General features: G+C 69.6%; 15 protein-coding genes and 1 pseudogene. 3 read left to right on the forward strand and 13 right to left on the reverse strand.

Annotated features, from left to right (window positions below; all coding sequences use genetic code 11):
- Nucleotides 1-26 precede the first annotated feature (26 nt).
- Complete coding sequence (locus MTY59_RS26610; RefSeq protein ID WP_221043798.1) at nucleotides 27-302, forward strand: DUF4190 domain-containing protein; 276 nt, start codon at nucleotides 27-29, stop codon at nucleotides 300-302.
- Between the two features lie 26 nt (nucleotides 303-328).
- On the opposite strand, the gene MTY59_RS26615 is transcribed toward MTY59_RS26610, so the two are convergent.
- The 4 genes from MTY59_RS26615 to MTY59_RS26630 form a co-directional block, all read right to left on the reverse strand.
- Nucleotides 329-1,840 carry a YifB family Mg chelatase-like AAA ATPase gene (locus tag MTY59_RS26615; protein WP_221043799.1) on the reverse strand — a complete coding sequence of 504 codons (1,512 nt, stop codon included), beginning with the start codon at nucleotides 1,838-1,840 and terminating at the stop codon, nucleotides 329-331.
- Nucleotides 1,840-2,217, reverse strand: coding sequence for a YraN family protein (locus MTY59_RS26620; protein ID WP_221043800.1), 378 nt, complete (start codon nucleotides 2,215-2,217; stop codon nucleotides 1,840-1,842). Before MTY59_RS26620 ends, MTY59_RS26615 begins: the two co-directional genes overlap by 1 nt.
- 173 nt (nucleotides 2,218-2,390) lie before the next feature.
- Complete coding sequence (gene fdhD, locus MTY59_RS26625; RefSeq protein ID WP_221043801.1) at nucleotides 2,391-3,212, reverse strand: formate dehydrogenase accessory sulfurtransferase FdhD; 822 nt, start codon at nucleotides 3,210-3,212, stop codon at nucleotides 2,391-2,393.
- 109 nt (nucleotides 3,213-3,321) lie between these two features.
- A complete protein-coding gene (locus tag MTY59_RS26630) occupies nucleotides 3,322-4,302 on the reverse strand; it encodes an NAD-dependent epimerase/dehydratase family protein (RefSeq protein WP_221043802.1) in 981 nt (326 codons plus the stop codon).
- 302 nt (nucleotides 4,303-4,604) lie between these two features.
- Here MTY59_RS26630 and MTY59_RS26635 point away from each other — a divergent pair, with 302 nt between their 5' ends.
- Nucleotides 4,605-5,378 carry a GAF and ANTAR domain-containing protein gene (locus tag MTY59_RS26635; protein WP_221043803.1) on the forward strand — a complete coding sequence of 258 codons (774 nt, stop codon included), beginning with the start codon at nucleotides 4,605-4,607 and terminating at the stop codon, nucleotides 5,376-5,378.
- A gap of 6 nt (nucleotides 5,379-5,384) precedes the next feature.
- On the opposite strand, the gene MTY59_RS26640 is transcribed toward MTY59_RS26635, so the two are convergent.
- The 4 genes and pseudogenes from MTY59_RS26640 to rplS form a co-directional block, all read right to left on the reverse strand.
- A complete protein-coding gene (locus MTY59_RS26640) occupies nucleotides 5,385-5,690 on the reverse strand; it encodes a DUF2469 domain-containing protein (RefSeq protein ID WP_221043804.1) in 306 nt (101 codons plus the stop codon).
- 4 nt (nucleotides 5,691-5,694) lie between these two features.
- Nucleotides 5,695-6,511: pseudogene (locus MTY59_RS26645) on the reverse strand (ribonuclease HII).
- Nucleotides 6,512-6,513: 2 nt separating this feature from the next.
- On the reverse strand, nucleotides 6,514-7,419 hold the full coding sequence (lepB, locus tag MTY59_RS26650) for a signal peptidase I (RefSeq protein WP_221043806.1): 906 nt from the start codon (nucleotides 7,417-7,419) through the stop codon (nucleotides 6,514-6,516).
- A 94-nt stretch (nucleotides 7,420-7,513) separates the two neighbouring features.
- Nucleotides 7,514-7,855: a 50S ribosomal protein L19 gene (gene rplS / locus MTY59_RS26655; protein ID WP_064877853.1), complete on the reverse strand. Its 342-nt coding sequence runs from the start codon at nucleotides 7,853-7,855 to the stop codon at nucleotides 7,514-7,516.
- Between the two features lie 343 nt (nucleotides 7,856-8,198).
- Here rplS and MTY59_RS26660 point away from each other — a divergent pair, with 343 nt between their 5' ends.
- The gene (locus MTY59_RS26660; RefSeq protein WP_221043807.1) at nucleotides 8,199-9,176 is read left to right on the forward strand and encodes a serine hydrolase; all 978 of its coding nucleotides are present in this window, start codon (nucleotides 8,199-8,201) and stop codon (nucleotides 9,174-9,176) included.
- Between the two features lie 5 nt (nucleotides 9,177-9,181).
- On the opposite strand, the gene trmD is transcribed toward MTY59_RS26660, so the two are convergent.
- From trmD to MTY59_RS26685, 5 genes are all read right to left on the reverse strand, one after another.
- Entirely contained in the window at nucleotides 9,182-9,880 is a 699-nt protein-coding gene (trmD, locus tag MTY59_RS26665; RefSeq protein WP_221043808.1) for a tRNA (guanosine(37)-N1)-methyltransferase TrmD, read from the reverse strand.
- Between the two features lie 9 nt (nucleotides 9,881-9,889).
- Complete coding sequence (rimM, locus tag MTY59_RS26670) at nucleotides 9,890-10,417, reverse strand: ribosome maturation factor RimM (protein ID WP_221043809.1); 528 nt, start codon at nucleotides 10,415-10,417, stop codon at nucleotides 9,890-9,892.
- Between the two features lie 24 nt (nucleotides 10,418-10,441).
- Nucleotides 10,442-10,684, reverse strand: coding sequence for an RNA-binding protein (locus MTY59_RS26675; RefSeq protein ID WP_003878715.1), 243 nt, complete (start codon nucleotides 10,682-10,684; stop codon nucleotides 10,442-10,444).
- 8 nt (nucleotides 10,685-10,692) lie between these two features.
- Nucleotides 10,693-11,214, reverse strand: a complete 522-nt coding sequence (rpsP, locus tag MTY59_RS26680) for a 30S ribosomal protein S16 (protein ID WP_221043810.1) — start codon at nucleotides 11,212-11,214, stop codon at nucleotides 10,693-10,695.
- A gap of 283 nt (nucleotides 11,215-11,497) precedes the next feature.
- Entirely contained in the window at nucleotides 11,498-11,917 is a 420-nt protein-coding gene (locus MTY59_RS26685) for a nuclear transport factor 2 family protein (RefSeq protein ID WP_064877838.1), read from the reverse strand.
- Nucleotides 11,918-11,932: the final 15 nt, after the last annotated feature.

Consider the following 11,932-nt stretch of genomic DNA (forward strand, 5'->3'; position numbering starts at 1 on the left):
CCGGCCCGCAACGAACGGAACGACCCATGATCCTCGACCTGCCGATGGTGGACAGCGTGTCCGAGCGTCCCAAGAACCCGTGGGCCGTCGCGGCGTTCGCGCTCAGCCTGGTCAGCTGGATCGGGTTTCCCATCCCGATCATCAGCATCGGCCTTGCCTGCATCGGGTTGCGCGAGATGGAACAGCGGGGTGAAAGCGGCCGGGCCCTGGCCCAATTCGCACGCGCGTTCGCGATCCTGGTGACCGTCGCGATAGCGGTGCGGGGCGGGCACACCGATTGGCTGACCATGGCGCGCCGGTAGCGCGCCCGGCAGCTCCGTTGCGTCGCTCATCGCTGCGCCCCGGGCTGGCGGAAGCTGAGTGCTGCGGCGACTTCGTCGGTCCCGGGCGAGGTGCGACCGGCCAAGTCGGCCAGGCTCCACGCGACCCGCAACGTGCGGTCGAGGCCGCGGATGCTGAGCAGGCCGCCGTCCAGCGCCCGTTGTAGCGGCTCCATCGCCGCGTTGCTCGGACGGAACTTTCGGCGCAGCAGTGTCCCGCTGACCTCGCCGTTGGTGTGAAATCCGTGCGATGACCAGCGCTCGGCGGCGGCCGCGCGGGCCCGCGCCACCCGCTGGCGGACCTGCGCCGTCGATTCACCGGCTCGGCCCGCGAACGCCCCGGCCTTGACCTGATGCATCTGCACGCGCAGGTCCACGCGGTCCAGCAGCGGGCCGGACAGCTTGCCCAGGTAGCGGCGTTTGGCGGCCGCCGCGCAGATACAGTCCTGCGGGTCGGCCGGCGCGCACGGGCACAGGTTGGCGGCCAGCACCAGCTGGAACCGGGCGGGATAGCACGCCACCCCGTCGCGACGGGCAAGCCGAATCTCGCCGTCCTCCAACGGTGTTCGTAGCGCTTCCAGCGCGCTGACCCGGATCTCGGCGCACTCGTCGAGGAAGAGCACCCCGCGATGCGCCCGGCTGACGGCGCCGGGGCGCGCCATCCCCGACCCGCCGCCGACCAGCGCGGCGACGCTCGAGCTGTGATGGGGCGCCACGAACGGCGGTCTGGTGATCAGGGGCGTGTCGCCCGACAGCAACCCGGCAACCGAGTGGATCGCGGTGACTTCCAGGGACTCGGCATCCGTCAACGGCGGCAGCAACGCCGGAAGGCGTTGCGCGAGCATCGTTTTACCCACCCCCGGCGGCCCGGTCAGCATGAGGTGGTGCGCTCCGGCGGCGGCCACTTCCACCGCGAACCGCGCCTGCGTCTGCCCCACCACGTCGACCAGATCCGCCTCGGGCTCCCCGTCGGGGGGTTTCGCGTCGATCCTGCCGTCCAGGGCGCCGGAGCCGCTGAGCCACTTCTGCAGTTGCCCCAGGGTGCGCACTCCCCACACGTCGATCCCGTCGACCAGGCTGGCCTCGGCGAGGTTGTCCACCGGCACCACCACGGCAGGCCAGCCGTCGCGCTTGGCGGCCAGCACGGCCGGCAGCACCCCGCGCACCGGCCGGACCCGCCCGTCCAGGGACAGCTCACCCAGCAGCACCGTTTTCTCCAGCCGGTCCCACGGGTTCCTGCGCTGCGCCGACAACACCGCGGCGGCCAGGGCGATGTCGTAGACCGACCCCATCTTGGGCAGCGTCGCCGGCGACAGCGCCAGGGTGAGCCGCGCCATGGGCCAGGTGTTGCCGCAGTTGGTGACTGCAGCACGGACGCGGTCGCGCGACTCCTGCAGGGCCGCGTCGGGTAGGCCGACCAGGTGCACGCCGGGGAGTCCGGAGGTGATGTCGGCCTCGATCTCCACGCTCTGTCCGTCCACACCGCGCACCGCGACGGAGAACGCCCGTCCCAGCGCCATCAGCCGACCCCTTGCAGGTGGGTGATCTCGGGGGTGCGGCGGCGCCCGACCCGCACGCCGATCACGTCGATGCGGATCGCCGCGCAGCGCTGCTCCTGGCCTGCCAGCCACAGGCCGGCCAGCCTGCGCAGCCGCAGCACCTTGCGCGGGGTGACGGCATGGGCCAGTCCCCCGTATCCGTCGCCGGTCCGGGTCTTCACCTCCACGAACACCACCGTCGAGGTGGCGTCGTCGCGGGCGATGATGTCGAGTTCGCCATAGCGGCAGCGCCAGTTGCGCTGCAGGATCCGCAATCCCATCCGCATCAGGTAATCCACGGCGAGCGCCTCGCCCATCGCCCCGAGCTGGATCCGGGTCATCGTCGTTTCGGTCGTCATGGGGGCACCGTGCCCGGCGCCCCCGACGGGACGGGCCACCATCGCGGCCCGCGGCCACCCGCAACGGCCGGCTATCCCCAGTGCGGCGCCCCTCCACAGCCGGCGAGTCGCCGCCCTCGGGCTGCGGCGATCGCAAGCGCGGCGGCCGGGCGCGGCGGGTCGCCGCCATCGGGCTAGGTGATCCGGTCTGCCCGGGTGTAGATGTTCATCGAGTCCTCGCGCAAGAACGCCACCAGCGTGATGCCGGACTCCTCGGCCAGCGACACCGCCAGCGACGACGGCGCGGACACCGCCGCCAGCACCGGGGTGCCGGCCATCACGGCTTTCTGCGTCAGCTCGAACGATGCCCGCCCACTGACCAGCAACACCGAGGCCTGTAGCGGTATCCGCCCGTGTTCCAGCGCCCAGCCGATCACTTTGTCGACCGCGTTGTGTCGCCCGACGTCCTCACGCACCACCAGCATCGCGCCGTCCATCCCGAACAGCGCGGCGGCATGCAGGCCGCCGGTGCTGTCGAAAACCTTTTGCGCCGAACGCAATTGGCCGGGCATCGCCTTGAGGGTGGCGGCCGCGACGGTCGCGTGATCGGTGCCCGGCGAAAAGCGGCTGATCAGCCGCACCGCATCCAGCGACGCCTTGCCGCAGACCCCGCACGACGATGTGGTGTAGAAGTTGCGGGTGACGTCGAGGCCGGGTTTCTCCACGCCCGGGGCCAGCGTCACGTCCAGCACGTTGTAGGTGTTCGCGCCCTCGTCGTCGCGCCCGGCGCAGTACCGGATGCTGTGCACGTCGTCGCGGCCCGCGATGACGCCTTCGGTGAGCAGAAAGCCCTGGGCGAGTTCGATATCCGACCCCGGCGTGCGCATCGTCACCGTGATCGCCGAGCCGTCGACCCGGATCTCCAACGGTTCCTCGACGACCAGGGTCTCCGGTCGGGTGATCGCCTTCTCGGCGGTCAGATGCGTGACCCGCCGGCGCGACGTTACGTGCCCCACTAGGCGATTTCACCGCCGGCGGAGACGTCGCGAGAAGTTGCGGAACGCTGGAGACCCACCGGATCAAACTACCCCGGCCGGCGCCCGGCCGCCGAGCAGGACAACGCTCTCACAGTCCCTCGGCCAGCGCTTCCAGCGTCTCGGCCGACGAGTGCAGCGGACGCCAGCCCAGCTGGGTCTTGGCCTTGGTGGTATCCATCACCATCGACGTCCGCGCGGTGTGCAGCCACTCCAGCATGGACGGCACCAGCGGTACCCGCGAGATTGCCGCGGAGGCCGCTGTGGCGGCGACGGCGGGAACCCGCACCGGGCGCCCGCCCAGCGCCCTGGCCACGTCGCCCACCGTCACGACCCCGTCGCCGGCGATGTTGTACACCCCCGGCGGGGCCGGGGCGGTGGCCGCCAGCGCGATCGCCGCCGCGACGTCGTCGTGGTGAACCAGTTGCAGCGGAAAGCCCGGATCCGGCACAACCGGCTTCAGCGCCGGGACGGCTTTGACCACGGCACGCATCGGGCCGGGTAGCTGATTCCACGGCATCGCGTCGGCCAGCGCGGTGGCTTTGGGCCCGGCGACGATGCAGGGCCGCAGTACGAACACCTCGAGCGGCGAGTCCGTGGTGATCTCGGCGAGCAGCGCCTCGGACGCCGCGTTCTGCGCCGAGTAGTAGTGCTCGGCGGACCCGCGGGCCGGCACGTCCTCGGTCAGCGGGGAGGGGTTGTCGGAGTGGTAGCCGTATGCCGCCACCGACGAGGTGTAGACCAGGCGCCGGGGCCGCTCGGCGGCCACCGTCGCCTCGAACACGTTGCGGGAGCCTTCGAGATTCACCCGGGCGCTCTCGTCGCGCGAACCCATGATCATGAAGGCCAGGTGGATCACCACGTCGGCCTGCGCGACCAGGGCGTCGACGGCGTCGCGGTCCAGGATGTCGCCCTGCTGATAGGTGGTCTTCAGCCAGCCGCGTGACGGCGGGTCAAACGGCCGGCGAGCCATCCCGATGATCGCGTCGACGGCGGGTTCGCGTTCCAGCGACGTCACCGCGGAGAGGCCGATCTCCCCGGTCGGTCCGGTCACCGCGACGGTCACTCCCATCAGAACGTCCTTCCCTCCCGCGGCCTGCCGAAACCCCGGCGTGCGAACCTCACCGAGTCCCCCGGCGCGCGCGATCGCCGCATAATAGAACCATCTTTCCAGCGTCTCGCGATTCGTGAGCGGCTGGACGTGCGGGCATCCCGCTTCGTCAGCGGTAGCTTGGCGGTCGACGGTGACCAGCCAGATGCCCGCTGATTAGCCGCAACCAGACGAAACCGGGTGTAAGGCTGGTCTCGGCGACCGATAATCTACGGCGATCGAAGCGGTCACACCGCCGACACCGCAGGAAAACGAGGCGCAACATGGGCGACGAATCGAGGACCGGCGCGGCCGCGTCCGCGACTGGCGGGGAGAAGGCCGACCCCGGGACGGTTTTCGCCGCCCTCGCCGAGATCATCTATCAGGGCTCGGACGCCAACCAGATGTATGCCGCCATCTGCGTCGCCGCAACCCTCACCGTCCGCGGCTGCGACCACGCCAGCCTGTTGGTGCGCGAGAACGATAAATACGTCACCGTCGGCGCCAGTGACCGGCTGGCCCAGGCCATCGACGAGCTCGAACGGCGCGCCGGCGACGGCCCGTGCATCGACGCCATCGAGGAAGAGACGCCACAGATCGACACCGACCTGACCACGCCGTCGCTGTGGCCCAAGCTGGCCGCCGTCCTGGTCGCCGAGACCCCGGTGCGTGGCGCGATGGGATTTCGGCTGCTCGTCGACAAACGCAAAGGGGCCGCGCTGAACCTGTTCAGCGACGCGCCGAACATGTTCGACGCTGAGTCCGCCGGGCGGGCGGCGGTGCTGGCCGCGTTCGCCAGCGTGGCGATCAACGCCGTCAACAAGGGCGAGGACGCGGCGAGCCTGCGCCGCGGGCTGATAAGCAACCGTGAAATCGGCAAGGCCGTCGGCATGCTGATGATGCTGCACGAGATGAGCGAGGACGACGCGTTCGACCTGTTGCGGCGCCACTCCCAGGCGGTAAACATCAAGCTGGCCGACGTCGCACGCGAGGTCATCGAGCAGCGCGGTCAGCTGCCCGTGCCCGGCGACAACAACCAGCTTCCGCCGAACACGTAGCGGAGGCTACTCGGGAAGCCGCAGCTCCGGCTTCTCGACCTCTTCGATGTTGACGTCCTTGAAGGTGACCACCCGGACCTGCTTGACGAACCGCGCCGGCCGGTACATGTCCCACACCCAGGCGTCGGACAGCCGCAGCTCGAAGTAGACCTCGCCCTCGGCGTTGCGCGGCGTCATCTCCACGCTGTTGGCCAGGTAGAAGCGGCGTTCGGTCTCCACGACGTAGCTGAACTGGCCGACGATGTCCTTGTATTCGCGGTACAGCGAGAGCTCCATCTCGGTTTCATACTTTTCGAGATCTTCTGCACTCATCTGCTCAGACGTCCTTCTCCCAGACAGCTTTCCCCGGGCATCCCGGCGCTAGCTGCCGTTCGCCGGGGCGGGAATCCTGATCCCATCTTTCCTCACCGGTATCCGTCGCGCTGCAGCGGTGGGTCCGGTTGGCAGTCGGCCACCAGCCGGCTGCCCGACCCGTTGGCCACGCGCCGCACGTTGATGAACGAATAGCGATGCTCGGGACACGGGCCCAGCTGCGCCAGCGCCGTGCTGTGCGCTGGCGTGCTGTAGCCCTTGTGCAGGGCGAAGCCGTAGCCGGGATGGTCGGCCTCCATGGCGACCATCAACCGGTCCCGGCTGACCTTCGCCAGCACGCTGGCCGCCGCGATGCACGCCGCGACCGCGTCGCCCCCGATGACCGGCAGCGACGGGACGGCCAGCCCGGGCACCCGGAAGCCGTCGCTCAGCACGTAGCCGGGCCGCACCGACAGCCCGGCGACGGCGCGGCGCATCCCCTCGATGTTGGCGACGTGTACGCCGCGCCGGTCCACCTCGGCCGGCGGGATGAACACCACGTGGTAGGCCAGCGCGTAACGGCGGATCAGCGGGAACAACTTCTCCCGGGCGGCCTCGGTGAGCTTCTTGGAATCATCAAGTGCGGCAAGGCTTTCCATTCGCCCCGGGCCGAGTACGCAGGCCGCCACCACCAGCGGTCCGGCGCAGGCGCCGCGGCCCACCTCGTCGACGCCGGCCACCGGCCCCAACCCGTTGCGGTACAGCGCCGATTCGAAGGTGCGCAGTCCCCGCGGACCTCCAGCTTTACGGATCACCGTCCGCGGCGGCCACGTCGTGGCCATGGCTACCGATTCTGCTGCGGGTTCACCGATCCCACGCCGCCCCAGCGGGACGGCGGCCACACGATGAACCTGGCTTTTCCGATCACGTTGGACACCGGCACGGTTCCCGACGTGGGGTCGCCGGTGCACAGCACACCCTTGAGCGCCTCGGTCGGCACGCTGGTGCAGTGGGCGCGGGAGTCCGCCGAGTGTGTGCGGTTGTCGCCCATCACCCACAGCCGTCCGGCCGGGACGTGAACCGGCCCGAACTCGCTGCCCAGGCAGGGGTACACCGACGGGTCGGCGGCCATCGTGTTGCGATCCAGGTACGGCTCCTTCAGCGGCTTGCCGTCGACCGTCAGCCCGGTATCGGCCCGGCACTGCACCGTCTGCCCGCCGACCGCGATGACCCGCTTGACCAGGTCGTTCTCGTCGGGCGGCACGAAGCCGACGAAGGACAGCGCGTTCTGCACCCAGCGCAGCACGGTGTTGTTGGACCGGATCGACTTGTAGCCGAGGTTCCACGGCGGCGGGCCCTTGAAGACGATGACGTCACCGGGGTGCGGCGTGCTGAAGCGGTAGCTGACCTTGTCGACCATGATCCGGTCGCCGACGCAGCCCGTGCAGCCGTGCAGCGTGGGCTCCATGGATTCCGACGGGATCAGGTAGGGCCGCGCCACGAACGTCAACATGACGTAGTAGAGGACGACGGCGATCACCGCCAGGAGCGCGAATTCGCGCAAGGTCGACCGCTTGGGGTCCTCCGGCTCGCCCTCGTCGGGCGCCTCGGCCACCGGCCCCGGTTCGGGGTCCGCTCCGGCCGTCGTCGCGGCGTCCTCGGGGCGCGTCTCCGGGTTGCGGGTAGAGACCTTCGGATCTGACTCGCCGGCGTGGGGCTCGGGCTTCGATGAATCCGCGGTATCGGTCACGAGATCAGCGTAGCCAGCGCCCGTTGGGGCCGCCCAAACCGGCGCACCGGAGAAACGGCGGGACGAATCTGCAGCGCCACCAAGGCGTCCCGGCTCAGCGCTTCTCCTTGATCTTGGCCTTCTTGCCGCGCAGCTCACGCAGGTAGTACAGCTTCGCGCGGCGGACGTCACCGCGGGTCACCACCTGGATGTGGTCGATGTTGGGCGAGTGCACCGGGAAGGTCCGCTCGACGCCGACGCCATAGCTTTCCTTGCGCACGGTGAAGGTCTCGCGGATGCCGCCGCCCTGACGACGGATCACCACACCCTTGAACACCTGGATACGCTCCTTGGCGCCTTCGATGACCTTGACGTGCACGTTGATGGTGTCGCCCGGGCCGAACACCGGGATATCGTCGCGCAGCGACGCCTGATCGACGAAGTCCAGCCGGTTCATGCGAGACACTTCCTTGCGGTCGCGGCCGACGGCAGCTACCCACACGCGAGGTGTGAGGCGGCCGCCCAGCCGATGGTTTCGGGCTTTCTGGCGTATCTCGCAGCGGGCGGAAATCGGCCCAACCGGCCTGCAACCGCTGGAGACAACTGGTCAATTGTGCCAGACGGGGCGCGTGCTGCGAAAATCACAGCGCGTCGGCGGTTCGTAACGCGCCAAACGCCCTGGTAAATGGTACATATGACTGGGGTCAGAACGCGCTGCCCGCGCGGGAGCGTGATGGCCGGTGCAGGTGGCGCGAGGATCCCGCTGTTGCGCTGTGTCGAGGTCACGCCGGAGGAGAGGCATGCGGGTACGTCCCCTGACGCTGCTCACCGCCACCGCGGCGGTGACGTTGGTGGTTGCCGCCGGTTCCGAGGCGCTGGTCCAGGCGAAGGTCTACAGCCTGCCGGTCACCGCCCCCGTCCGGGTCGTCCCCGCGCCGCCGACCTCCACTCCCGCACAGTCGACCACGCTGATGCTCGAGGCGGCCACACCCCCGCAGCCGGCCCAGGCGCTACCGGGCCCGGGGTTCGGCCAGTTGCAGGCCCGCATCCAGCAGGCCGCCGACGATGCCGCCGGCAGCGGCGCCGCCCTGTCGGTGGCCATCCTCGATCGCGCCACCCATCAGCTGATCTCCAACGGCAACAGCCAGGTCATCGGCACCGCGTCGGTGGCCAAGCTGTTCATCGCCGACGATCTGCTGCTGCACGAGTCCGAAGGCAAGGCGCCGCTGAGCGCTGACGACCGTCAGGCCCTGGACATCATGCTGCAGTCATCCGACGACGGCGCGGCCGAGAGGTTCTGGGGGCAGGGCGGCGGAGCCGCGATCATCACCGAGGTCGCGTCCCGCTACGGCCTGTCCTCCACCACCCCGCCCAGCGACGGGCGGTGGTGGAACACGATGAGCTCGGTGACCGACCTGATCCGCTACTACGAGATGCTGCTGGACGGATCGGGCGGCCTGCCGGCCGATGACGCCAAGCTCATCGTGAACGACCTGGCGCAGTCCACCCCCAACGGACTCGACGGCTACCCGCAGCGGTTCGGCATCCCGGACGGTCTGTACGCCGAGCCGGTCGCGGTCAAGCAGGGCTGGATGTGCTGCATCGGCAGCGACTGGATGCATCTGTCCACCGGCGTGATCGGGGCCGACCACCGCTACATCATGGTGGTCCAGTCCCTGCAGCCCGCCGATGACGCCACCGCCCGCGACACCATCACCCGGGCGGTCAAGACGATATTTCCCGAGGGCCGCATCGAGGCGCCCCGTCGCGGGCTCTGACGGGCTCAATCCCCTTCGGGCTCAAGCAGTTCGGGTCGGCGTTCGCGGGTGCGCTGCAGCGAGATCTCCCGGCGCCAGGCGGCGATTCGCGCGTGGTCACCCGACAGCAGCACCTCGGGCACGTCGAGGCCGCGCCAACTCGGCGGCCGGGTGTAGCTGGGCCCCTCCAGGCGCCGGTCCAGCTCCGGCGAGTGCGAATCCTCGCGGTGCGACGCGGGATTGCCGAGCACCCCGTCGAGCAGGCGCAGCACGGCCTCGATCATCACCACGGCCGCCGACTCGCCGCCCGGCAGCACGTAGTCGCCGATCGAGACCTCCTCGACCCGCATCCGCCCCGCGGCGTCCTCGATGACCCGCTGGTCGATGCCCTCGTAGCGGCCGCACGCGAACACCAGGTGGGCCTCGGCGCTCCAGCGCGCGGCCGTCGCCTGCGTGAACAACCGCCCGGCGGGGGTCGGGACAACCAAAAGTGTTTCCTCGGAGGCGATCTCATCCAGCGCCTCACCCCACACCGGCGCCTTCATCACCATCCCGGGGCCGCCGCCGTAGGGGGAATCGTCGACCGAGCGGTGCACGTCGTACGTCCAGCGCCGCAGGTCGTGCACCCGCAGATCGACCAGGCCGGACTGGATCGCCTTGCCGGGCAACGATTGCCGCAGCGGGTCCAGATAGGCCGGAAAGATCGTGACGACGTCGATTCTCATTTCGAAGGCCTACAGGTCCAGCAGGCCTTCGGGCGGATCGATCTCGACGGTGCCGTCGTCCAGCGACACCGACGTGACGATCGCAGACACGAACGGCACCAACACTTCCCGCTTCTCGTCGCCCTCCTCGCGCAGCACCGCCAGCAGTTCACCGGCCGCGGTGTGCAACACCTCGGCCACCACACCGATCTGCTCGCCCGCGGTGGTACGCACGCGCAGGCCTTCGAGCTGATGGTCGTAGTAGGTGTCCGCCTCGTCGATGTCGGGCAAGTCCCCGGAATCGACGACGAACAGGGTGCCGCGCAGCGCGTCGGCCGCGTCACGGTCGGTGACGCCGGCCAGCCGCACCAGCAGCCGCCCGCCGTGTTCGCGCGCGCTCTCGACGGTGAGCTCACGCTCCCACCCGGCACGGGAATGCTTGGCGCGCAACGCGTTACCCGCTGCGAAGCGGGCGTCGGGGTCGTCGGTGCGAACCTCGACGACGACCTCGCCGGTGACGCCGTGGGCTTTCACCACGCGCCCGACGGTCAACTCCAAGGGAGTTCCATGAGCAGCGTTGGCCTACTGGTCGGTGTCCACCACGTCGACGCGGATGCCGCGACCGCCGATGCCGGCGACCAGGGTGCGCAGCGCGGTCGCGGTGCGACCGCCGCGACCGATCACCTTGCCCAGGTCGTCGGGATGGACGTGGACCTCGACCGTCCGCCCGCGGCGGCTGGTCACCATGTCGACCCGGACGTCGTCGGGGTTGTCGACAATCCCGCGAACCAGGTGCTCAACTGCGTCAACGACAACCGTACTCATCGCCGCGGTCAGCTTTCGGTGGTCGGCTCGGCCTGCTCGCCGCCCTCGGCGGGCGCCTCGGCCGCAGCGGCGGTCTCCGCCGGAGTCTCGGCGGCGGCCTCCGGCTCGGCGGCCTCATCAGCGCCCTTGGCGGCCTTCTTGGCCGGGGCCTTCTTCTTCGGCTTCGCGGCCTCGGTGGTGGGTCCGCCCTCGGCGTCGGCCAGCGCGGCGTTGAACAGCTCCAGCTTGCTGGGCTTGGCCGGGGCGGTCTTCAGGCGGCCCTCGGCGCCGGGCAGGCCCTTGAACTTCTGCCAGTCACCGGTGATCTGCAGCAGCTTGCGGACCGGCTCGGTGGGCTGAGCCCCCACGGACAGCCAGTACTGGGCGCGCTCGGAGTCGATCTCGATGAGGCTCGGGTCTTCCTTCGGGTGGTAGCGGCCGATGACCTCGATGGAGCGGCCGTCGCGGCGGGTGCGGGCGTCGGCGACGGAGATGCGGTACTGGGGGTTGCGGATCTTGCCAAGCCGGGTGAGCTTGATCTTGACAGCCATGGTTAAGCGAATTCTCCTGTGTGTGTCACGCTGCAATTCAGCGATCGGGGCGGGATGCCCGGATCCGGTTTTGCCTCGCGTGTATGACCGGTCGGCGACGCGTGATCGCTCGGCGGACAGCCGCCTATTGTGCCAGAACGGGCGCGATCATCAGAAATCGCGCGACGCGGGGATCGCAAGCGCGGCGCAGCCGGGCGCGGCGGGTCGCCGCCATCGGACACGCGGGGATCGCAAGCGCGGCGCAGCCGGGCGCGGCGGGTCGCCGCCATCGGACACGCGGGGATCACATCACTTTCTGAAAGACCTTGGTCTCCGCCCGCCGGGTCATGCGCCAGCCGTCGGGCGTGCGCACGAACTCGTCGTCGTACCACAATCCGCAGAACAGCACCTGGTCCTTGTCACCGCCCAGCACCATCGGGTTGAAGCAGATGACCCGTGACGCGGCCTTGTCCCCGTCGATCCGGACCGAGAAGTTACCCAGCATGTGTGCGTACACCGGGAAGTTGGGCAGCACCTCGGCCAGCCACTTCTTCACCTCCGGGTACTGACCCTCGATGCCGCCCAACGCCGTGTAGTCGATGTAGGCGTCCGGAGTGAAGACCTTGTCCAGGTCGTCGAATCGCCGGTTGTCGATGGCGGTGGAGTAATCCACCAGAAGCTGCTGGATCTCGAGTCGATCCGAGATCTCTTCCAGGCTCAACATGCATCGGACAGTACT

The sequence above is a fragment of the Mycobacterium senriense genome, assembly GCF_019668465.1.
GTDB classification, from domain to species: domain Bacteria; phylum Actinomycetota; class Actinomycetes; order Mycobacteriales; family Mycobacteriaceae; genus Mycobacterium; species Mycobacterium senriense.

What these genes read in the sequence shown, in the direction of transcription:
- MTY59_RS26620 (WP_221043800.1), bottom strand. Translation starts at nt 2,217, where the DNA reads ATGACGACCGAAACGACGATGACCCGGATCCAGCTCGGGGCGATGGGC.
- MTY59_RS26640 (WP_221043804.1), bottom strand. Translation starts at nt 5,690, where the DNA reads ATGAGTGCAGAAGATCTCGAAAAGTATGAAACCGAGATGGAGCTCTCG.
- MTY59_RS26615 (WP_221043799.1), bottom strand. Translation starts at nt 1,840, where the DNA reads ATGGCGCTGGGACGGGCGTTCTCCGTCGCGGTGCGCGGTGTGGACGGA.
- MTY59_RS26630 (WP_221043802.1), bottom strand. Translation starts at nt 4,302, where the DNA reads ATGGGAGTGACCGTCGCGGTGACCGGACCGACCGGGGAGATCGGCCTC.
- MTY59_RS26660 (WP_221043807.1), top strand. Translation starts at nt 8,199, where the DNA reads ATGCGGGTACGTCCCCTGACGCTGCTCACCGCCACCGCGGCGGTGACG.
- MTY59_RS26635 (WP_221043803.1), top strand. Translation starts at nt 4,605, where the DNA reads ATGGGCGACGAATCGAGGACCGGCGCGGCCGCGTCCGCGACTGGCGGG.
- MTY59_RS26610 (WP_221043798.1), top strand. Translation starts at nt 27, where the DNA reads ATGATCCTCGACCTGCCGATGGTGGACAGCGTGTCCGAGCGTCCCAAG.
- trmD (WP_221043808.1), bottom strand. Translation starts at nt 9,880, where the DNA reads ATGAGAATCGACGTCGTCACGATCTTTCCGGCCTATCTGGACCCGCTG.
- MTY59_RS26685 (WP_064877838.1), bottom strand. Translation starts at nt 11,917, where the DNA reads ATGTTGAGCCTGGAAGAGATCTCGGATCGACTCGAGATCCAGCAGCTT.
- rplS (WP_064877853.1), bottom strand. Translation starts at nt 7,855, where the DNA reads ATGAACCGGCTGGACTTCGTCGATCAGGCGTCGCTGCGCGACGATATC.
- MTY59_RS26675 (WP_003878715.1), bottom strand. Translation starts at nt 10,684, where the DNA reads ATGAGTACGGTTGTCGTTGACGCAGTTGAGCACCTGGTTCGCGGGATT.
- rpsP (WP_221043810.1), bottom strand. Translation starts at nt 11,214, where the DNA reads ATGGCTGTCAAGATCAAGCTCACCCGGCTTGGCAAGATCCGCAACCCC.